Annotated in this window: 18 protein-coding genes; 3 read left to right on the top strand and 15 right to left on the bottom strand. The window is 41.6% G+C overall.

What is annotated here, in order from left to right; translation table 11 throughout:
• Nucleotides 1–30: 30 nt before the first annotated feature.
• The 10 genes from deoD to ACHB7C_RS19340 all read right to left on the bottom strand — a co-directional run bounded on the left by deoD (nucleotide 31) and on the right by ACHB7C_RS19340 (nucleotide 12,286).
• Complete coding sequence (deoD, locus tag ACHB7C_RS19385; protein WP_004914779.1) at nucleotides 31–747, bottom strand: purine-nucleoside phosphorylase; 717 nt, start codon at nucleotides 745–747, stop codon at nucleotides 31–33.
• Nucleotides 748–1,298: 551 nt separating this feature from the next.
• The gene (deoB, locus tag ACHB7C_RS19380) at nucleotides 1,299–2,522 is read right to left on the bottom strand and encodes a phosphopentomutase (RefSeq protein ID WP_272678378.1); all 1,224 of its coding nucleotides are present in this window, start codon (nucleotides 2,520–2,522) and stop codon (nucleotides 1,299–1,301) included.
• A gap of 53 nt (nucleotides 2,523–2,575) precedes the next feature.
• Nucleotides 2,576–3,898 (bottom strand): thymidine phosphorylase, encoded by a 1,323-nt coding sequence (deoA, locus tag ACHB7C_RS19375; RefSeq protein WP_071547692.1) that lies wholly within the window; start codon nucleotides 3,896–3,898, stop codon nucleotides 2,576–2,578.
• Nucleotides 3,899–3,946: 48 nt separating this feature from the next.
• Nucleotides 3,947–4,726, bottom strand: a complete 780-nt coding sequence (gene deoC, locus ACHB7C_RS19370; protein WP_048608471.1) for a deoxyribose-phosphate aldolase — start codon at nucleotides 4,724–4,726, stop codon at nucleotides 3,947–3,949.
• A gap of 488 nt (nucleotides 4,727–5,214) precedes the next feature.
• Nucleotides 5,215–6,498 carry a NupC/NupG family nucleoside CNT transporter gene (locus ACHB7C_RS19365; RefSeq protein ID WP_173424848.1) on the bottom strand — a complete coding sequence of 428 codons (1,284 nt, stop codon included), beginning with the start codon at nucleotides 6,496–6,498 and terminating at the stop codon, nucleotides 5,215–5,217.
• A 304-nt stretch (nucleotides 6,499–6,802) separates the two neighbouring features.
• The gene (locus ACHB7C_RS19360; RefSeq protein WP_129466885.1) at nucleotides 6,803–7,588 is read right to left on the bottom strand and encodes a TatD family hydrolase; all 786 of its coding nucleotides are present in this window, start codon (nucleotides 7,586–7,588) and stop codon (nucleotides 6,803–6,805) included.
• Nucleotides 7,581–8,663, bottom strand: coding sequence for a patatin family protein (locus tag ACHB7C_RS19355; RefSeq protein WP_129466886.1), 1,083 nt, complete (start codon nucleotides 8,661–8,663; stop codon nucleotides 7,581–7,583). The genes ACHB7C_RS19360 and ACHB7C_RS19355 overlap by 8 nt, the downstream gene beginning before the upstream one ends.
• 150 nt (nucleotides 8,664–8,813) lie before the next feature.
• Nucleotides 8,814–9,224 carry a BON domain-containing protein gene (locus tag ACHB7C_RS19350; RefSeq protein ID WP_042849062.1) on the bottom strand — a complete coding sequence of 137 codons (411 nt, stop codon included), beginning with the start codon at nucleotides 9,222–9,224 and terminating at the stop codon, nucleotides 8,814–8,816.
• Between the two features lie 195 nt (nucleotides 9,225–9,419).
• On the bottom strand, nucleotides 9,420–11,009 hold the full coding sequence (gene prfC / locus ACHB7C_RS19345; RefSeq protein WP_042849063.1) for a peptide chain release factor 3: 1,590 nt from the start codon (nucleotides 11,007–11,009) through the stop codon (nucleotides 9,420–9,422).
• Between the two features lie 212 nt (nucleotides 11,010–11,221).
• On the bottom strand, nucleotides 11,222–12,286 hold the full coding sequence (locus ACHB7C_RS19340) for a tartrate dehydrogenase (protein ID WP_042849064.1): 1,065 nt from the start codon (nucleotides 12,284–12,286) through the stop codon (nucleotides 11,222–11,224).
• Between the two features lie 102 nt (nucleotides 12,287–12,388).
• Here ACHB7C_RS19340 and ACHB7C_RS19335 point away from each other — a divergent pair, with 102 nt between their 5' ends.
• Nucleotides 12,389–13,306: a LysR substrate-binding domain-containing protein gene (locus tag ACHB7C_RS19335; protein ID WP_042849065.1), complete on the top strand. Its 918-nt coding sequence runs from the start codon at nucleotides 12,389–12,391 to the stop codon at nucleotides 13,304–13,306.
• A gap of 34 nt (nucleotides 13,307–13,340) precedes the next feature.
• Complete coding sequence (locus tag ACHB7C_RS19330) at nucleotides 13,341–14,246, top strand: helix-turn-helix transcriptional regulator (protein WP_042849066.1); 906 nt, start codon at nucleotides 13,341–13,343, stop codon at nucleotides 14,244–14,246.
• A gap of 43 nt (nucleotides 14,247–14,289) precedes the next feature.
• On the opposite strand, the gene ACHB7C_RS19325 is transcribed toward ACHB7C_RS19330, so the two are convergent.
• The 3 genes from ACHB7C_RS19325 to ACHB7C_RS19315 are packed head-to-tail and all read right to left on the bottom strand — an operon-like array spanning nucleotide 14,290 to nucleotide 17,874.
• Nucleotides 14,290–15,243 carry a PDR/VanB family oxidoreductase gene (locus tag ACHB7C_RS19325; protein WP_166686038.1) on the bottom strand — a complete coding sequence of 318 codons (954 nt, stop codon included), beginning with the start codon at nucleotides 15,241–15,243 and terminating at the stop codon, nucleotides 14,290–14,292.
• Nucleotides 15,244–15,258: 15 nt separating this feature from the next.
• Entirely contained in the window at nucleotides 15,259–16,707 is a 1,449-nt protein-coding gene (locus ACHB7C_RS19320; protein ID WP_042849068.1) for an NAD-dependent succinate-semialdehyde dehydrogenase, read from the bottom strand.
• A 39-nt stretch (nucleotides 16,708–16,746) separates the two neighbouring features.
• Nucleotides 16,747–17,874, bottom strand: coding sequence for an aromatic ring-hydroxylating dioxygenase subunit alpha (locus ACHB7C_RS19315; protein WP_042849069.1), 1,128 nt, complete (start codon nucleotides 17,872–17,874; stop codon nucleotides 16,747–16,749).
• A gap of 318 nt (nucleotides 17,875–18,192) precedes the next feature.
• Here ACHB7C_RS19315 and ACHB7C_RS19310 point away from each other — a divergent pair, with 318 nt between their 5' ends.
• Nucleotides 18,193–19,752 carry a BCCT family transporter gene (locus ACHB7C_RS19310; RefSeq protein ID WP_395348240.1) on the top strand — a complete coding sequence of 520 codons (1,560 nt, stop codon included), beginning with the start codon at nucleotides 18,193–18,195 and terminating at the stop codon, nucleotides 19,750–19,752.
• A 75-nt stretch (nucleotides 19,753–19,827) separates the two neighbouring features.
• Here the strand turns inward: ACHB7C_RS19310 and rimI are convergent, their stop codons facing one another.
• Together rimI and ACHB7C_RS19300 are read right to left on the bottom strand one after the other, a co-directional pair.
• A complete protein-coding gene (gene rimI / locus ACHB7C_RS19305) occupies nucleotides 19,828–20,280 on the bottom strand; it encodes a ribosomal protein S18-alanine N-acetyltransferase (protein ID WP_042849070.1) in 453 nt (150 codons plus the stop codon).
• Nucleotides 20,249–20,659: a DNA polymerase III subunit psi gene (locus tag ACHB7C_RS19300; RefSeq protein ID WP_042849071.1), complete on the bottom strand. Its 411-nt coding sequence runs from the start codon at nucleotides 20,657–20,659 to the stop codon at nucleotides 20,249–20,251. The genes rimI and ACHB7C_RS19300 overlap by 32 nt, the downstream gene beginning before the upstream one ends.
• Nucleotides 20,660–20,678: the final 19 nt, after the last annotated feature.

Here is a 20,678-nt window from a genome sequence, read left to right as displayed (position 1 = left end):
ATTTTAGTGCATAATGAAAACATCTAACGACTATTTATCGCCTAATAGCACTGAATCTAATGCAATTTCAATCATCTCATTGAACGTAGTTTGACGCTCTTCTGACGTGGTTTGTTCACCCGTTTTGATGTGGTCAGAAACGGTACAAATCGTTAATGCGCGCGCACCAAACTCAGCCGCCACACCATAGATACCTGCAGCTTCCATTTCAACCCCCAGAATGCCGTACTTTTCCATCACTTTAAACATATCAGGGTCTGGTGAATAGAACAGATCCGCAGAGAACAAATTACCAACGCGCACATTCACGTTTCTTGCTTTTGCTGCTTCAACCGCATTGTGGACTAAGTCATAGTCTGCAATCGCTGCAAAATCATTTTCTTTAAAACGTTGGCGGTTAACACGCGAATCCGTACAAGCGCCCATACCTATTACAACATCACGCAGTTTTACATCATCCATCACTGCGCCACATGAGCCCACACGAATAATCACTTTTACACCGAAATCGGTGATCAGCTCTTTTGCATAGATAGAGCATGAAGGGATCCCCATGCCGTGACCCATAACAGAGATTTTGCGACCTTTATAAGTCCCTGTAAAACCTAACATGCCACGCACATTATTGACTTGGCGAACATCCTGAAGGAAAGTTTCAGCGATGTATTTTGCACGTAATGGGTCGCCTGGCATCAAAACGACATCAGCGAAATCACCCATTTCTGCATTAATATGTGGAGTTGCCATGATTATTTCCCTTTAAACGATTAAATATTGTTAAATTAATAAGGTGGTCTCCCACCTTATTATTAAAAAAGATGACAGCAAAGCCTTGCCCATTACCTTTAATTCCCCGCCATTACCCTAAATAATTTGAGTTGTAGCAAGGCGGCAAGCTAAACCATCCCTATGAGCATACACAAGTATGTGATTAGGGTGTTTTTGTACAGCCAACGAACTACAGCTAAAAGCATGACGACAAAACTCGCCCATCGCCCTTTAATTGCTCGAAATTACCCTAAATAATTTGAGTTGTAGCAAGGCGGCAAACAAAACCATCCCTATGAGCATACACAAGTATGTGATTAGGGTGGTTTTGTACAGCCAACGAACTACAGCTAAAAGCATGACGACAAAACTCGCCCATCGCCCTTTAATTGCTCGAAATTACCCTAAATAATTTGAGTTGTAGCAAGGCGGCAAACAAAACCATCCCTATGAGCATACACAAGTATGTGATTAGGGTGGTTTTGTGCAGCCAACACCGCTACAGCTCAAAGTATGACGGGTAATGGGTATTAGAGCATTGGCTTACCATACTCCATCGGAGACAAATCAAAGTATTTTGCAACTGTTTGCCCTATGTCCGCGAACGTTTCACGGTGGCCTAATGAGCCTGGTTTAACTTTCGGGCCATAAATCAGCACTGGGATATGCTCACGTGTATGGTCAGTACCTGGCCAGGTTGGGTCACAACCATGGTCTGCGGTTAAAATCAGAATGTCGTCTTCTTTAACCAGTTTCATTAACTCAGGTAAACGACGGTCAAATAGTTCTAATGCAGCGGCGTAACCTGCTACATCACGGCGATGGCCATATGCGGAGTCAAAATCAACAAAGTTGGTGAATACAATAGTGTTATCACCCGCCAGCTTCATTTCTTCAACGGTCGCATCGAACAGTGCATCAATACCTGTTGCTTTGATTTTCTTAGTGATACCAACGTGCGCATAAATATCGGCAATTTTACCAATAGAAACGACTTCACCTTGTTTTTCATCAACTAATTTTTTTAATACTGTTGGAGCTGGTGGCTCAACTGCTAGGTCATGACGGTTACCAGTACGTGTGAAGTTACCTGCTTTATCGCCAACGAATGGGCGAGCGATAACACGACCTATATTGTAACCACCTTTAGTTAGCTCTTCGCGAGCAATTTCGCACAGCTCATACAGTTTGTCTAAGCCATAGGTTTCTTCGTGACAAGCAATTTGGAATACAGAGTCTGCTGAAGTATAGAAAATCGGTTTCCCCGTTTTCATATGTTCTTCACCCAGTTGGTCAAGGATGACCGTACCTGATGAGTGGCAGTTACCCAAATAACCCGGTAAGTTGGCTTTTTTAACTAAGATATCCAGCAATTCTTGTGGAAAACTATTTTCTTCATCAGAGAAATATCCCCAATCGAAAAGCACAGGCACACCTGCTATTTCCCAGTGACCTGATGGCGTATCTTTACCTGAAGAAATTTCGCTTGCATAACCGTATGCACCAATAATTTCTGCATTAGGATCTAACCCCGCAGGGAATGAACCGCTTGATTCTTCTCCTGCTTTACCTAAACCTAATTTAGTTAAGTTAGGTAAATGAAGAGGGCCTTTACGACCAATATCTGCTTCACCACGAGCACATGCATCTGCAATGTGGCCCAATGTGTTTGAACCTTCATCACCGAATTTATGCGCATCATGCGCTGCACCAATCCCAAAGGAATCTAAAACCATAATAAATGTGCGTTTCATATTTTTTCTCCCGCGGTACATTCAAGTCAACATACCACTATAATCTCTGTTTATTACTCGCTGATTTGGCGATATACCATCGGTGTTTCTTGTGGAGCTTTATCTCCAATCACCATTGCATCCCGCACTTCTTTCGCAGCGTCTTCCCATGCTTTTTCACTGTTCGCATGGATAATAGCTAATGGCGTTTGTGTATCTACTTTAGAACCTAACGCCGCGATATCACTCAAACCAACACTGTAGTCAATTGGGTCTGACGCTTTACGGCGTCCCCCACCTAACGTCACGACTGACATACCTAATGCACGGGTATCCATATGTGTGACAATACCGTCTTTTGGTGCATAGACCGCTTTGCTTAATACTGCGGTTGGTAGGTATTTATTGTAATTTTCAACAAAATCAACTGGCCCTTTTTGAGCCGCAACCATGCGCCCAAAGACTTCAGCTGCTTTGCCGTTATCCAATACCGCTTGTAACTTCTGGCGTGCTTCATCACGATTAGCCGCTAATGATCCAGACACTAACATTTCAACACACAGTGCCATAGTCACTTCATACAAACGTGGGTTACGGTATTCACCTGTTAAAAATTGTACGGCTTCACGCACTTCAACCGCATTACCTGCACTTGATGCCAATACTTCATTCATATCAGTCAATAGCGCGGTTGTTTTGCAACCAGCGCCATTTGCGACTTTAACGATCGATTCTGCAAGTTGCTCGGATTTTTCATAAGTCGGCATAAATGCTCCGGAACCAACTTTGACGTCCATAACAAGAGCATCAAGGCCTTCCGCCAGCTTTTTACCTAAAATTGATGCGGTGATCAGCGGAATTGAATCAACTGTTGCCGTAATATCACGGGTGGCATAGAAGCGTTTATCTGCAGGTGCTAATGAGTTTGTTTGGCCAATAATGGCAACACCTACGTCTTTGATAATGTCACGAAAACGGGAATCATCAGGGAAAATATCGAAATTTGGAATTGCTTCGAGTTTATCTAATGTACCACCAGTATGACCTAAACCACGGCCTGAAATCATCGGAACATAACCACCACACGCTGCAACCATAGGGCCAAGCATCAGTGAAGTCACGTCGCCTACTCCACCAGTCGAATGTTTATCGACTAATGGGCCATTCAGGTTAAGTGATTTCCAATTAAGAACTGTCCCTGAGTCACGCATTGCCAATGTCAGAGCAACGCGTTCAGGCATCGTCATATCATTAAAATAGATAGTCATTGCTAATGCCGCAATTTGACCTTCTGATACTGAATTATCACGAACACCATTGATAAAGAAACGAATTTCTTCTTCACTTAGTGGTTTACCATCGCGTTTTTTACGAATAATTTCTTGTGCCAGAAACACGATATACTCCTTTAAAGTCGAATTTATCGGTTAACAATATTGCGAAAATTAATAATTGCTGCTTGATTTTTTAACGTCAAAACCTAGCGTATTTAATAAATTTGCTAATAAGCTTGATGCGCCAAAACGGAAATGGCGGCTATCAGCCCAATCGTCACCTAAAATTCTTCCTGCTAATGCTAAGTAATCTGCTGCTTCTTCTGCAGTACGAACGCCACCAGCCGGTTTAAAACCAACCGTTTTGGCTACGCCCATATCGTGGATCACTTGCATCATGATTTCTGCACTTTCTAATGTTGCATTAACAGGCACTTTACCTGTTGATGTTTTAATAAAATCAGCGCCAGCTTTAATTGAAATTTCAGAAGCTTTGCGGATCAATGCCGCCTCTTTTAATTCACCGGTTTCAATAATCACTTTCAGCAACACATTTGCCGCAGCACAAGCCTCTTTACAGGCTTTCACTAAATCAAAACCAATTTTTTCATTCCCCGCGATCAGCGCACGATATGGGAAAACCACGTCAACTTCATCTGCACCATAAGCAATCGCCGCTTTAGTTTCAGCTAATGCGATTTCGATGTCATCATTACCATGAGGGAAGTTCGTTACTGTCGCGATACGGACGTCTGGAGTACCTTGTTCACGTAATGTTTTACGTGCAATAGGGATAAAGCGAGGATAAATACAGATTGCAGCTGTATTACCTGCTGGGCTTTTCGCCTGATGGCATAATGCGATCACTTTTGCATCAGTATCGTCATCATTTAAAGTGGTTAAATCCATCAGGGTCAGCGCGCGTTGTGCGGCTGCTTTTAAATCAGTCATATAACTCTCCAACGTTGTTAATTCTTCAGAACGACACGTTCTTTGTTGGCGAGCGGGCTTGGTTCCTTAAAGATGCTAGTCGGATACTTTCCGAACTGAGCAGCTGAGATCCTTCTCACCGCATCATGCCCTAGAGTAACTTTACTCTGAGAACTAGCAGTTCCATAGCAGCTTACTAATGATAGTAGACCATGGAATAGCGTTATTTTATGTGCTACAAATCACATTAATCGACTGAATGTTACATTATTAAAATAATAAATGTGATACAGATTACAATTATACCTAATCTGACGGCCATTTTATTCTCTCAAATGGCTTTTCGATACATGCTTTATCATTAATTTACTACGTTAAGAGTAGTTGAAAATTTTCGATTGATATAAAAATTCACAAAAGAATATAACGCATCAAATTAAAAACGGAAGGACAAGAGCCCTTCCGTTATATTTGTTTAAGAGAGCCAGCTTTTGCCCCTCGAAACAACATCAAGCAACTGCCGCTGCACCTAAAGTCAGGAAGAAGCCTGCAATTGTTGCACTCATTAAGTTAGACAGTGTACCTGCCATAACCGCTTTCATGCCTAAGCGTGCGACATCACCGCGGCGACTTGGCGCCATTCCGCCCAAACCACCTAATAAGATAGCGACAGATGATAAGTTAGCAAACCCACACAGCGCAAAAGAAATAATCGCTTTTGTATGGTCAGATAACACTTGTTTACCCGCGGCTAAAACCTCAGCATCTGCCTTCATGTACTCACCAAAGTTCATGAATGCAACAAACTCATTCACAACAATTTTTTGGCCAATGAAAGACCCTGCGACTGTCGCTTCGCTCCATGGCACCCCAATGAGAAATGCAATCGGTGCGAACAACCAACCGAGTAATAGCTCCAGTGATAATTGAGGATAATCAAACCAGCCACCAATTCCACCTAAAATACCATTAATTAACGCGATCAACGCGATAAAAGCCAATAACATTGCACCCACGTTCAGCGCAAGTTGCATCCCTGATGAAGCCCCTGAAGCGGCTGCATCAATAATGTTAGCAGGACGCTCGTCTTCAGCAACTAAATCCGTCGCATCAACTCTGTCTTTAACATCTTCTGTTTCTGGTACCATCAGCTTGGCAAATAATAGCCCACCCGGCGCTGCCATAAAGGATGCAGCTATCAGGTATTCCATTGGGACGCCCATTTGAGCATAACCCGCCAATACTGACCCTGCAACAGATGCCAAACCACCACACATGATGGCGAATAGCTCAGATGTTGTCATTGTTGCGATATATGGACGTACCACCAGTGGCGCTTCTGTTTGACCAACAAAAATATTCGCTGTGGCTGATAACGATTCTGTTCTGGAGGTTCCTAAGACTTTTTGCAGACCACCGCCTAATACCTTAATCACTAACTGCATGATGCCTAAGTAATAAAGAACCGCAATCAGTGATGAGAAAAAGACGATGATAGGCAGCACGCGAAAAGCAAAAATAAAGCCGCCGCCACCAAATAATTCAAACATTTTATCGGAAACAAGGCCCCCAAAGATGAAACTCATCCCATCTTGACCATAACCAATAACTTTAGAAACAGCGTCAGACATTCCTTGGAGCACACTACGCCCCGCGGGAACATAAAGGACAAATGCGCCAATAACAAGTTGGATTAAAAATGCACCACCGACTGTGCGGAGTCGAATAGCCCGGCGATTGCTAGAAAATAGGACGGCTATCGCGATAAGCACCGCCATTCCTATAATACTCATAATGAGCTGCATGGAAGGATCCCTGTTCACTTGATTTTAAATTGATATATAAGGAAACGTGTACGTCACCTTGTCTCTTAGTTTGATGATTATACCTAGTCATCATGAATAACCCGCAATACTCATCACAAATACGTGGTGCAATAAACAATAAAAATTCAAATAATGTGACAAAAATCACAAACAAGACTCGGTTTAGTCTGGAAAGGCACTAAACATCTCATCAACCAAAGCAAAATATGAATGGAGCAAAATAGATAGGTAGCAAGCTTACATAAATATTATTTATCGTTTATTTGCGGTTTTACTCCGTTAGATTAAATAACGACAAACTATTGTTGTAAAGTTGTTGGGCAATTTCTGCGGGGGATTCGTGGCGAAGTTCACATAATGCACGAAAAACCCATTGAATACGTTCTGGCCGATTTGGCTCGCCTTGAAAACCTGACACTGGCATGTCCGGTGCATCCGTTTCTAGCAGTAACGAGGAAAGGGGTAAATTAGATATCACATTACGTGTTTTATTGGCTCTTTCATAAGTAATCGTCCCACCAACACCAATATAATAGCCAAGTTTAACAAAAGCTTGTGCTTGAGATAAGCTCCCTGCAAAGCCATGAATAACACCACGAGCAGGGACATCCATACGGCGCAATATCGCCGCTAGCTGATCGTGGCTTTTTCGTGAATGCAAAATAACAGGTAAATCGAATTGTTTTGCCAGCCTTAATTGTGCAGAAAGTATTTTTTGTTGATGCTCGAACTGTGGATTTTGCATGTAAAGGTCTAACCCTATCTCCCCTATCGCCACACAGTTTTTATCTTTTTTATTAAGGTAATCGACTAAAATATCAATGTGTTGATCTTGATACTGGCTTAAGTACAACGGGTGAAAGCCCATCGCGGCATACAACGATGAGTGCTGCTGTGCGAGTTGCCACACGCGTGCAAAATTATCGACACTGACAGTTGGAATAATAATCTTACTCACCCCATTTTGCTTAGCAAGCGCTAAACTGTCAGTAAATGCATCACTGAAAGGTGGGAAATCAAAATGGCAATGGGTGTCAATAAACCGCAGATTATCCATCTAGCTTCTCACTAGCTTGCATCCCTTTTAGGGGCTGTACAGCCATTGTAGGGACTAAATCTCGATGTTCTTCTGGCTCGATTTGTATATCAATCGGGTTTAATTCTATTTTTTGCTCTAAGGTACGGCTAAATCTACGCCTATTTTCAATAAACGCATCCCCAAGTGCCGCCATAAAATAGCGGCCGCATCGTCTACCCGTATGATAATCTTGGTTCAATGAAGAAACTTTACTTCCCAGCGCACTGCTCTTGAGTGGAACCGGTGGGTAAATTTCAAAGATCTGTACATCCTTAGGTGGATTTTCAATAAATTCCTGCGTCTTACGGTAGCTTTTAAGGTGAATTTTTAACATTGCAGCCATGCGCTGCAAGCCATTACTATCCCCCTCTAACCAGCGAGTCATTCTTTTCACCCATTCAGGCGTAAAATACATTTGTGATGGCACTGTACGGATCACAACAATCGTCTCAGCACCACGATGATAAGCCTCTTCAACAGGAACCGCCGCGCTGATCCCACCATCGAGGTACAAAGTCCCACCAAGCTCAACACCTGTTCGATAAAAACCAGGAATAGCGCTCGAAGCACGGATAATATCTAACCAAGAATCTGCTGTAGGTTGTAAGAACTCAGCCATAAAGTCATCGCTGCGGCTTGTCCCCATATAGAACTCGCGCCCTGATGCAAGTAATTCAAGCCCTGCTTGCATCCGCAATGGTAATTCTTTTGCCGTTGTTTCAACTAACCAGTCAAGGTCAATAAGGTGCCCCCCACGAATAAACCGTAGTGGGTTAAAGAAAGCAGAATTGGTGGTATAGCGAGTAATCACTCGTCGTGCATAACCTGCTTGGCCGCAGATATAAGCAGAAAGATTTTGTGCCCCAGCAGAGGTACCAATCATTAAGTCAAAAGGATTAAAATCGGAAATTAAAAACTCGTCCAGTACGCCCGCAGTAAAAATCCCTCGTTGCCCACCACCTTCACATATCAGTGCGGTTTTCCCCGAGTTAATGTTGTCTAAAAATGCGAGGGGCTCAATAGTGCCCAATGTCACTGCGACGTGTTTCCCCATACTACCCCTTAATCCGTTATTTCTTGTATTTTTGACTAAAGGCTCTCAAGCCACCTAAAAATAGAATGAGCCTTCTAACGAAAGCCCATTCTAACGGATCTGTATAATAAATATTCAGCAATTTGCGCTATTGATACATTTATTTACCAATCAGTTGGCAAGCACCAGACCATTTTGGACTGATTTCACCCCATTAACTTGTGATGCCACCAGTACAATTTTGTCAATTTGATCCGTCGAGGTGACAAAACCTGATAAATAAACCACTCCATTAACGGTTTTCACTGATACATTATTACTCGAAATACCTTTCGTACCGAGTAGTTTTCCTTTCACATCAGCGGTGATCGCAGAGTCATCAATATACTCACCCGTATTTTTTGCACCGCTCGAAATTGCATTTCCTGTATCTTTACCCGCCATTTCAACGGTTTTTGACGCGCTGTCCCACGTTTCTGAAGCTTGTTTTTTCAAAGCGCTATCTGATGATGAGCTACAAGCCGTGAGCGCCCAGCTCAACCCAATAACCCCCAAACAGCTTAATAGCGTTGCTTTTTTCATAAAAAACCTTCCTTTCACTGTGATGGACTAACTAATAATATAGCCTAAGTAAAAAAACGTTAAAAATAAAGAGAAAGAAGACAAAGACAGAATATTCTTGATGCAAATGCGATAAAAAACAGAAAAATAGGCTTTAAAAGAAGGTCGAAAGAAGATCCCCCGCTACAAAACTAGTAGCGGGAGAGAAAAAACGTATTAGTGTTCGCGTGTTTTACGGAACCTAACATCAGGGTAGCGTTCACTAGTGAGATTTAAGTTCACCATTGTTGGCGCAATATAAGATAGGTTATCACCGCCATCAAGTGCTAAATTTTGCTCATTTTTACGTTTAAATTCTTCGAATTTTTTCGCATCGTCACACTCAACCCAACGAGCTGTAGAAACGTTTACGGCTTCGTAAATAGCTTCTACGTTATACTCGCTTTTCAGACGTGCCACTACCACATCAAACTGCAACACACCGACCGCGCCAACAATTAAGTCATTATTGGTTAACGGACGGAAAACTTGTACCGCACCTTCTTCCGAAAGTTGAACAAGGCCTTTTAACAGTTGCTTTTGTTTTAATGGGTCACGTAAACGAATACGGCGGAACAATTCAGGTGCAAAGTTAGGGATACCCGTAAACTTCAACTCTTCACCTTGTGTAAAGGTATCACCGATTTGGATAGTCCCATGATTATGTAAGCCGATAATATCCCCCGCATAAGCATTCTCAACTTGAGAGCGGTCACCAGCCATAAAGGTTAAGGCATCAGAAATTACCACATCCTTTTTAATACGCACTTGACGTAGTTTCATGCCTTTTTCATAAGTACCTGAAACAATACGCATAAATGCAACACGGTCACGGTGTTTCGGGTCCATATTAGCTTGGATTTTGAACACAAAGCCCGTAAATTTTTCTTCTGTTGCTTTCACTTCACGCAAATCTGTTTTACGCGCTTGTGGTTGTGGAGCCCATTCGACTAGCCCGTCTAACATATGGTCAACACCAAAGTTACCTAAAGCCGTACCAAAAAATACCGGGGTTAACTCACCTTGCAAAAATGCTTCATGGTCAAATTCATGGGATGCGCCTTGAACAAGCTCAAGTTCATCACGTAATTGGGCTGCCAGTTCGTCTCCCACAGCAGCATCCAATTCAGGGTTATTTAACCCTTTAATAATGCGAATTTCTTGAATTGTATGGCCTTGACCTGTTTGGTATAGGATGGTTTCATCACGCAGTAAGTGGTAAACACCTTTGAATAATTTACCGCAACCTATAGGCCATGTGATTGGGCAACAGGCAATTTTCAGCTCGTTTTCCACTTCATCCATTAATTCCATTGGGTCGCGAATATCACGGTCCAATTTATTCATGAATGTTAAGATTGGCGTATCACGTAAGCGAGTAACTTCCATCAGTTTACGTGTCCGGTCTTCAACCCCTTTACCTGAGTCAATAACCATCAAGCAGCAGTCAACCGCAGTCAACGTCCGGTAAGTGTCTTCCGAGAAATCTTCATGCCCTGGGGTATCAAGTAGGTTAACAAGGCAATCGTTATAAGGAAATTGCATGACAGAGGTAGTAATCGAAATACCACGCTGCTTTTCCATTTCCATCCAGTCGGATTTAGCGTGCTGGTTAGAACCCCGGCCTTTTACCGTACCAGCCCGTTGAATAGCATGCCCGAACAATAACACTTTTTCAGTGATTGTGGTTTTACCCGCATCGGGGTGGGATATGATAGCAAACGTTCTACGTGTGCTAACTTCATGGAGAAAGTTCTGATCTGTCATTTAACCGTTCTTTTCGTTTATATACAGATTTGTATAGGCATTCGAAGAGGCTTGATTTGGCTCTAAGCGCAGCAAATCCGTTTTGTTAATCAAAATTGGTGGATATTTTCGCAGATCTTGGGGGTATTAACAATCAAAGCATCGAGGTACACGTAAAACAGTACCTCGACCCTGTAGCAAATTAGCTAAATGATAACAATATAAACCACTGGTTAAAGCGCCACTAAGTGAGCAATTTCCTCTCCAAGTGCTTGTGTACTGGCATCCCCACCCATATCACGAGTTAAGTTCCGGCGCTGTTTAATCGCGGTTTCCACTGCGCTCATAATAGTATCGTGGATATCTTGGCAGCCTAAATGCTGCATCATCATGGCTGCGGCCCAAATAGTACCGATTGGGTTTGCAATATTTTGCCCTGCAATATCTGGCGCAGAGCCATGAACTGGCTCAAACATTGATGGAAATTCTTTTTCAGGGTTAATATTTGCAGATGGTGCAATCGCAATCGTGCCAGTACAAGCAGGCCCTAAATCAGACAAAATATCACCAAATAAGTTTGACCCAACAATCACATCATAAAACTCAGGCATTCGAACTAAGTTGGCAGCAAAAATATCGATATGGAATTGGTCGACTTTAATTTCTGGGTATTGTTTTGCCATTTCAGCTACCCGACTGTCCCAATAAGGCATTGAATGAAACAAACCATTCGATTTAGTCGCGGAACTTAAATGTTTTTTGTCGCGCGATTGTGCTAAGTCAAACGCATATTTTAAAATACGGTCGGTACCTTTACGGGTGAAGATACTTTGCTGCAACACCATTTCTTCATCAGTACCTTCATATTGAATACCACCAATAGCCGAATACTCACCCTCCACGTTTTCACGCACCACATAAAAATCAATATCTCCGGGGTTTTTATCCGCAAGTGGGCACTTGATGCCATCAAACAAACGTACGGGGCGAAGATTCACATACTGGTTAAATGCGCGACGAATTGGCAGTAATAACCCCCACAAAGAAATATGATCAGGCACCCCAGGGAAACCAACCGCCCCTAAAAAAATAGCATCAAATTTTTTCAATTGTTCTAAGCCATCTTCAGGCATCATACGCCCCGTACGATGGTAAGTTTCACATGACCAATCAAAATACGTAAAGTTAAGCTTTATATTATGTTTACTCGCTGCCGCTTCTAAAACTTTTATCCCCTCAGGGATCACTTCTGTACCGATGCCATCACCTGGGATTACTGCGATATTAAATTGTGACATAGTGAAAACCTCTGATAAATGAATTGGGTATGTTTGTTCTCCAGTTTATGGCTTGCTGTGATAAAGTATAGGCATGAAGTGTAATCCTTAGGTTTACAAACTATGAACAAGCTCCCAGCATTAGAGGATATCCGCGTTTTTGTGACTGTTGCGCGCCTAATGAGTTTTTCTCAAGCAGCTCAGCAACTGTTGGTTTCCCCTGCTTATATCTCTAAACGAATTAAATTGCTCGAAGAAAATTTAGGGCAAATATTATTTTTTAGGACTGCTCGTTCAATTAAACTCACCCATGAAGGGCAGATAATTTTACGCAGTAGTGAAGCGATGTTAGCAGAACTTGAACATATGCAAGAGCAGCTTAATGCATGTCGAGAAGAGATCCGTGGCTCGCTTCGCATTAGTTGTAGCACCGGGTTTGGTAGTACATACATTAACCCGTTCATCCTCACATTACGGGAAAGTTACCCTTTACTAGGGATTGACCTTACACTGACAGATAAATCCGTCGATATTATCAATGAAAATATTGATGTTGATATTTGTATCGGAGGCGCCATTTCCGAGCAATTCATTGCTAGACGTATCGCCCATAACCAGCGGGTTTTATGCGCATCACCAAGCTATTTGGCTAAATATGGCTACCCTAAATATCCGCAACAGCTTGAGCAAAAACACTTGTGCATTGCTATCAAGGAACGCAACCAAGCTCCAGCTGTTTGGAAACTTGAGCAGCAACAAGAAAGTATGACAGTCACACCGAACAGTAAGCTGACCGTCAATAATGGTGAAGTGGCCAAACAATGGTGTTTAAGTGGCGAAGGCATACTGCTGCGCTCCCTATGGAGCGTGCTTCCCGAATTGCAATCTGGTCAATTGATACGTGTTTTACCACAATGGCACCAAACAGCAGATGTTTATGCTGTTTATTCGAGAAGTATCCGAACTAGTGCTAATCTTAGAGTGTTTATTGAAAATTTAGAGCAATTCCTCACCAACAATTTACACCATGAACGCACTTAATTAAGTTTTATTAGCAAAAGGTGGATATGCATTGATGATAGAAGCAGAGACATTCAAAGAACGTTTATTAAAACTGCTAAAACAGAAAAAAATGAGCCAATTAAAAGCAGCTGAAGCCCTTGGTGTCTCAAGAACCGCGGTCAATAAATGGACAAAAGGTGGCATGATAGATGAAGATAACCTTGAAAAACTCGCCACACTATTGGATGTCGACAAAATTTGGTTGAAATACGGTGAATACACCAATAGCCTAATTACTGTCACCAATGCAGGGGTCATGCGTAATATAAATGAAGTCCACCTCCAAGAATCTGCGGATATCGTCACATGGGAATGGGACTTAATGAGCGGAGAGCTCAATTACTCTGATAACGTTGAAGCCGTTTATGGCATCAAAATCACCAGTAATGAAGATTTCTGGGCATTAATGGATCACCACTCTAAAGAAAAACTGGTTAATGGTTATTCCAAAATCATCCGCGAAGGTGGAGCCCATGAAATGGATTTCAAAATTAACTGGGAAGGTGAATACCGCTGGATAACATCTCGTGCCACAGGTGTTCGGGGTTCAAATGGAAAAGTAACTAAATTAGTCGGGATTAGCTTAGACAATACTGAACGTAAAAATAATGAATTACGCTTACGTAAAATCAAATGCTACTTTGATGTTTTACTTTCTCATTTCAATCATCTTGTTGTTTTCACAGACAAAGCGGGTGAAATTTTAGCCAGTAATTTAAACAGCCTCTCATCTGAAATAGACTACCTCGACCTACAACGCTTATTGTATCAATTAGTCATTAGTCATAAATCATGGCTAGATGAAGTACTCGATACTGGCCGAGGGCAGGTTGTTTTTCAAGATAAACAAATTACAGCTTATCAACATGTTAATGATGAACAGCAGATATTTTTAATGTTTGAGTTAAAAGATATCTGAGTGGTTAATCATTGCCCCATTGGGTAATCATGGGGCAACCCGGTTATAGGTCAAGCACTAGCCGCTTAGTTTTGGCGCGAGACACACACAGCATCATGGTTTTTTGCTGCGCTTTTTCATCATCATCAAGGTATAGGTCTCGGTGGTCTGCCTCCCCTTCTAATATTGCCGTTTCACAAGTACCACAGACTCCATTACGGCATAAACATTCCACATTAATGCGCTTATCTGCTTCGATTGCCTGTAATATAGACATATCTTCACCAACAACTAAGCTAATCCCTGAACGCTGAAAATGCACTTCAAATGACTCACCTTCACTCGCGACTTCGCCAAAATTTTCAAAGTGAATCTGTGACTCGCCAAGATGTTTTTGACCTTCTTCAATCACATTATTAATTAATGATTCCGGACCACATACATAAACATGACTATGACTTGGTTGGCTTTTGATTAACTGCTCAACTGACATTCGCTGCCCTTGGCTGCTATCGTATACATGCAATCGGTCGCCAATACGCTCTTGTAAATGTTCGACAAAAGCCGCCGTTTTGCGGTCACGAAAACAGTAATGGAGTTCAAAATCCATATTGCCGTGCTCTAACTCATATAAATAAGAAAGAAATGGCGTAATACCGATCCCTCCAGCTATCAAAACATGCTTACACTTGCTGTTTTTCTCAAGCGAGAAAAAATTCTGGGCAGGGGATAAATATAAACTATCCCCTAAAGATAACTGCTCATGCATAAAAGCTGAGCCACCTTTTGAATTTTCATCACGCAGAACAGAAATGCAATAACTCCCACAGTGTTGCGGATCACTAATGAGTGAATACGCACGCTGTAAGCCAGCCTCTCCCCCCATATGAACGGTAACATGGCTCCCCGCACTAAAGGGCATAAAAGTACCGTCCTGTGCAACGAATTCGAACATTTTGATGTTTGGGCTAACCTGCTCTATTCGGCTAACATTTACCGCGATTTTTGCTTGGTTCATCACTGTTCTCCTTCCTTATCCAATATCGATACACAAGTACTTAATGCTTAAATAATCCTCAATGCCATAACGAGAGCCTTCTTTCCCTAAACCAGATTGTTTCACACCGCCGAATGGCGCAACCTCATTAGAAATCAAACCAGTATTGATGCCGACCATACCACTTTGCAGCTTTTCTGCGACACGATATACCCGATTCACATCCCGAGAGAAAAAGTACGCCGCTAGCCCATAAATAGTATTATTTGCCCGAGAAATTACTTCACTCTCATCATTAAAGCGGATCAATGTGGCAATAGGACCAAAAATTTCTTCATGAACAATGTCCATTGAATCATCAACATCTACCAATACTTTTGGATTAAAAAAGTTGGCTTGTTCTTTGATTTCATTACCTAATGTTAATAATTTAGCACCTTTCGCTAATGCATCTTGCAATAATGCATTCATTCCTTCTATTGCCTTAGATGTAATCATTGGCCCAATATCGGTACCCGCAGCAAGCCCATTTCCGACGGTTAATTTGGCCACTTCTGCGACAAACTTGGTTTTAAATTCGTCAAAAATAGCAGTATGAATATAGAAACGGTTAACACAAACACAGGTTTGCCCACCATTACGGAACTTAGCTTGAATAGCGGCAGTTACTGCTTTATCAATGTCTGCATCCTCAAAGACGATAAAAGGCGCATTACCACCGAGTTCTAACGACGTTTTCTTTATAGTCGATGCACACTGTTCTGATAATATTCGGCCTACTTGTGTCGAACCTGTAAACGAAAACTTACTGATAAGCTCATGTTTTGTCAGTCTTTCGCCTAAAATACGCGATTCCCCCGTCACAACATTAAAAACCCCTGCTGGAATACCCGCCTCATCGGCCAATTGAGCTAATGCAAGAGCCGTAAAAGGTGTTTCTGTCGCTGGTTTGATGATAATGCTACACCCTGCCGCAAGAGCCGGTGCCGCTTTACGGGTGATCATCGCAGCGGGGAAATTCCATGGTGTAATGGCACTACACACCCCGATAGGTTGCTTAATTGTCGAAATCCGGTTACTCCCAACAGTCTGAGGGATAGTCTCCCCATAAACACGTTTACCTTCCTCTGCAAACCATTCTATAAATGAAGCGGCGTAGCGAATTTCACCTTTAGCTTCATGTAATGGCTTACCCTGTTCTAAGGTCATTAAGCGACCGAGATCATCAACATTGGCTTCGATAAGCTCAAACCAACGTCGTAAAATGATAGAACGAGCCTTGGCGGTAAGCTGCTGCCAACCTTCCATCGCCATGTGAGCTTGCTCAATAGCCTCATCCACTTGTCTTGCCGACAAGCTGGGAATTTCTCCCAGCACAGATTGGTCAACAGGATTAGTCACAGGGATTTTCTGACCTGAATCAACCCATTGCCCATTGATATAACATGTCTGACGAAATAGCGCTGGGTTAGTTAACTTATGCATTTGTGACTTCTCCTCGTTCATTTATGTTCAATAACGTAATTACTCGCTATGCGCACCAGCTAAAATCTTATGGAAATGAGCCACACCGTGTTCACTAATACCACTGCGTTGCCTATCTACCATAATTCTGCCTTGCCCACGGTAACCGCGAGATCTCAAGCCTTTTTGAACACTTTCAACGAGACGTAAATCTTCAGGACGAAAAACGGTACGATACCATTCGACTAAATTTTTCTGGTACTCCGTCAACTCTTCATTAAGGAAGTAAATATCATAATGCTGCAATGTTTCTCCGGCATTGACAGGGAACTCATAGATAACCGTCATAAAATCCCCTCCTGGCGGCATATTGAACATTGTGCTTGGCCAAATCCAAAAACCAAAGAAACGAGGATCTAATACAGATTCATCAAACTGATATGAAGACTCTGAAGGTTTAGCTTTACCGATTTGTACGGTCCAGTTATCCAATAATTGATGTTCATATACGCTAACATCCACTGAACTCGCGAAACTAACATGGTTAGTCGGGCAGTGATAACATTCAATATAATTATCAACGATAGTTTTCCAATTAGCTGGGGTACGGCTGACAAAACGTGCTGCCAATTTTAAATCACCAATCACAGCACAGGCTTCTTGCATTTTTTCTGCTAAACCAGGTAATTGCTGTTCAATTGGTTGAGGTTCTTCAGTTGTCATATTGACATAAATAAACCCTGCATGTTCAGTCACATGGAAAGAGCTTAATGACATGGCATCTGATTCAAAATTATTCACATTCTCACAATTGGTCGCATGTGCTAATTGACCATCCAGCTTGAATGCCCATGCATGATAAGGGCAAGTAATCACATTCTTAACTTTGCCACTTTCACCACTGATTAATTGGTGACCACGATGTGGACATACGTTATAAAAACCACGTAAAACATCATCACGACCACGAACGATCACGAGGCTTTCACCAATAAGTTCACGAGTGATATACGAGTTTTTTTCTTTTACTTCACTGATATGGGCAACACAAACCCATGAATTAGCAAATATTTTTTCTTTTTCATACTCAAAAATATCATCAGAAGTGTAATAACGTGCAGGGATCGTCCATGCGTTATCAATATCAAGGTGATCATTGATCGAAATGACTTTGGTTGCATTGCTCATAATTGCCCTCACTTTGTAAACTTATAGTTAACATATTTTTTATGGATGTTAATCCAGATCTCAATAATGATCAAACAAAATATTGACTAAAATTTATTCATGCATTATTTCATCAATAAAAACAATATAATAGGCAATATATATTTACCGATTCTGTTAATGACAAGTTAATTATTTGTTGACTACGCAATCTTTGCATGGCTATTCTCTGTAAACCAACAGTAGCTATTAACGAAAAACAACCTTACAAACACAATAGGAATTCCCTGCAAGCCAACTCTCATACAAAAAAAATAAGTGAGCAACCGGAGAAGAGGTATGATGAATCATAAGAAGTCTATATTTTACGTGTCGTTAGCCTTTAGTTTGGCGCTAATTAGTTTTGGCGCCTTTATCCCTGACAAACTGGAAGCATTTTCACACTCAGCTTTAAGTTTTATCTACAACAACCTAGGTTGGTTTATCTTAGGTTCCGTTTTTACCTTTTTTGCCTTTTGTATGTTCCTTGGTTTTTCTAAATTTGGGCACATTCGTCTAGGCGATGATGATGACAAGCCGGAATACAGCACCGTCACTTGGATTGCGATGCTATTTAGCGCATCAATTGGCATTAGCTTAATGTTTTGGGGGGTAGCGGAACCCGTCTCCTATTATATTAGTCCACCAATTGGCCAAGGCTCTACAGAGCAATCAGCCAAAGCGGCGATGCAATATGTCTACCTACACTGGGGGGTATCAGCTTGGGCTTGTTATGCACTCGTCGGCGTTGCATTAGGTTACTTTCAATTTAGAAAGAAACTCCCTGCATCAATGAGCTCAGTATTTTACCCATTACTTGGTGATCGTATTTACGGCTCGATTGGTAAATGGATCAACGTGTTAGTGATGCTTTCCATCGTTATCGGTATCGCAACATCACTCGGTTTTGGTACACTACAAGTTAACAGTGGAATGAACTATTTGTGGGGGTTACCAATTAGTATTTATGTACAAATTGGTTTAATTGCCATTATCACCGTCGTATATATCGCTTCCACTATTTCAGGGCTGCAGGGGGCAATTAAGCATCTATCCAACCTAAATATCGTACTTGCTATAGGGTTGATGGCATTTATCTTTATCTCTGGTCCAACACAAACGATTTTAAAAGTGTTATTCCAAGGCATTGGTGATTACGTACAAAACTTTGTCAGTATGTCTTTTCGCACCGAGCCGTACAACGATGGAACTTGGATTGCGAACTGGACACTCTTTTACTTCGGTTGGTGGATTGCATGGGCACCATTAGTCGGTAGCTTTGTAGCGCGTATCTCAAAAGGCAGAACGATTAAAGAATTTATGATTGGTGCCGTATTCATTCCTGTATTAAGTGCATTCGCTTGGTTCGCCGTGATGGGTGGATCTGCAATCCATCTTATTCAAAACCTAGGACAAACAGCACTGGCTGACGCAGTAAAAACCGATGTTACTTCTGCGTTATTTAAATTTTTAGATTATTTTCCAGCCTCAACCTTTATTAGTATGATAGCTATTGTTCTGGTGTTGATTTTCTTTGTTACCTCAGCAAACTCAGCGGTTTTCGTACTCGGTATGGTAAGTGAAAATGGGAACCCAAACCCATCTCATGTGACGAAAACAATTTGGGGTGTGATCATTGCAGCGATTGCAATAGTACTCATCATGACTGGGGGGTTATCCGGCTTACAATCAGCCCTTGTTGCGATGGCTGTTCCATTATCTATCATGATGCTAATCATGTGTTATTCCACCTATAAAGGCCTGAACGAAGAAGTGAATGCACAAGCAGCAGCAAAAATACAACAGAAAGAAGATATTAAGCTGATGAATAAAACCATTCTTTCGGAAACAGAAAAATAAGAACCTAAATGACAAAACCCCAGCACGAGTCTCGTGCTGGGGTTTTTAATTCCACATTTAAAATGATAACCGTATTTATTCGTCATTCAATAATGTTAGAGCGAGGACAAGTGCATCCTCTCGGCCTTTTTTCGCCGGGTAATAATCTTTCCGTACTGTTACTTGATGAAAGCCAAGCTTATCATACAGATGTAATGCTGATGCATTCGATTCCCTAACCTCTAGCCACAAGGTTAAGATACCTTTTTTAACTAAATCGCTGATCAGTTGCTCGAGTAATAAACGACCATACCCCTGCCCTTGATAGTCAGGATGGACAGCAATATTGAATAAAGTGGCTTCATCCAACACACACTGAGTTATTGCATACCCAACAACTTGATTATTAATAGAAATCTTAATGTTATGATACTTTTCCCCTTGATTCCCATAAAAAACACGCTCAGTCCATGGGAAGTCATGACTTAACTTCTCAATTAAGAAAGCAGTTGCGAGATCAGATTGCTTTAGTGTTGATATTTTCATCATATTGATAAATTTGTTTCCATAGTGCCTGTTTAGCGCTGTGACTTGACATCAGCTCAGACAAAACAGGTGAAATAAACGTGATTTTTGAACCTTCGGGGTGGGTTTCGCCACCTAATACCCAACAAGGCGTTATTATTGGTGTTGGGAGTAAACCTAACTGCTCTGAATTAACACAAACAACATCATCAGAGACAATATTCATTGATAGAAAAATATCTTTTAGCAGTTGGCTATTTAAATCGAGGTTCTCATCAGTAATAATAATAAGCTTAGTCGACGCTGGGATCCTTACACCACGTTCACCACGTAACACAGCTGGATTTCTCACCATCCATTGAGTGATCCCCATTTGTTCTAAAAGCCTGTCACGTCGTGTCATTTATTTTTCCAGTCGCAAT

The sequence above is a fragment of the Providencia sp. 2024EL-00732 genome (genome assembly GCF_044006275.1).
Lineage (GTDB): Bacteria > Pseudomonadota > Gammaproteobacteria > Enterobacterales > Enterobacteriaceae > Providencia > Providencia huashanensis.
Note: the sequence above shows the minus strand (reverse complement) of the source record. Positions and strands in the feature narration are given on the sequence as shown.

Coding starts and splice junctions, on each gene's coding strand:
- ACHB7C_RS19300 (WP_042849071.1), bottom strand. CDS start 20,659: ATGACACGACGTGACAGGCTTTTAGAACAAATGGGGATCACTCAATGG.
- ACHB7C_RS19315 (WP_042849069.1), bottom strand. CDS start 17,874: ATGAGCAATGCAACCAAAGTCATTTCGATCAATGATCACCTTGATATT.
- ACHB7C_RS19340 (WP_042849064.1), bottom strand. CDS start 12,286: ATGTCACAATTTAATATCGCAGTAATCCCAGGTGATGGCATCGGTACA.
- rimI (WP_042849070.1), bottom strand. CDS start 20,280: ATGATGAAAATATCAACACTAAAGCAATCTGATCTCGCAACTGCTTTC.
- deoD (WP_004914779.1), bottom strand. CDS start 747: ATGGCAACTCCACATATTAATGCAGAAATGGGTGATTTCGCTGATGTC.
- ACHB7C_RS19355 (WP_129466886.1), bottom strand. CDS start 8,663: ATGGGGAAACACGTCGCAGTGACATTGGGCACTATTGAGCCCCTCGCA.
- ACHB7C_RS19335 (WP_042849065.1), top strand. CDS start 12,389: ATGAACAAGCTCCCAGCATTAGAGGATATCCGCGTTTTTGTGACTGTT.
- ACHB7C_RS19350 (WP_042849062.1), bottom strand. CDS start 9,224: ATGAAAAAAGCAACGCTATTAAGCTGTTTGGGGGTTATTGGGTTGAGC.
- prfC (WP_042849063.1), bottom strand. CDS start 11,009: ATGACAGATCAGAACTTTCTCCATGAAGTTAGCACACGTAGAACGTTT.
- ACHB7C_RS19320 (WP_042849068.1), bottom strand. CDS start 16,707: ATGCATAAGTTAACTAACCCAGCGCTATTTCGTCAGACATGTTATATC.
- deoB (WP_272678378.1), bottom strand. CDS start 2,522: ATGAAACGCACATTTATTATGGTTTTAGATTCCTTTGGGATTGGTGCA.
- ACHB7C_RS19360 (WP_129466885.1), bottom strand. CDS start 7,588: ATGGATAATCTGCGGTTTATTGACACCCATTGCCATTTTGATTTCCCA.
- ACHB7C_RS19330 (WP_042849066.1), top strand. CDS start 13,341: ATGATAGAAGCAGAGACATTCAAAGAACGTTTATTAAAACTGCTAAAA.
- ACHB7C_RS19365 (WP_173424848.1), bottom strand. CDS start 6,498: ATGAGTATTATAGGAATGGCGGTGCTTATCGCGATAGCCGTCCTATTT.
- deoC (WP_048608471.1), bottom strand. CDS start 4,726: ATGACTGATTTAAAAGCAGCCGCACAACGCGCGCTGACCCTGATGGAT.
- ACHB7C_RS19325 (WP_166686038.1), bottom strand. CDS start 15,243: ATGAACCAAGCAAAAATCGCGGTAAATGTTAGCCGAATAGAGCAGGTT.
- ACHB7C_RS19310 (WP_395348240.1), top strand. CDS start 18,193: ATGATGAATCATAAGAAGTCTATATTTTACGTGTCGTTAGCCTTTAGT.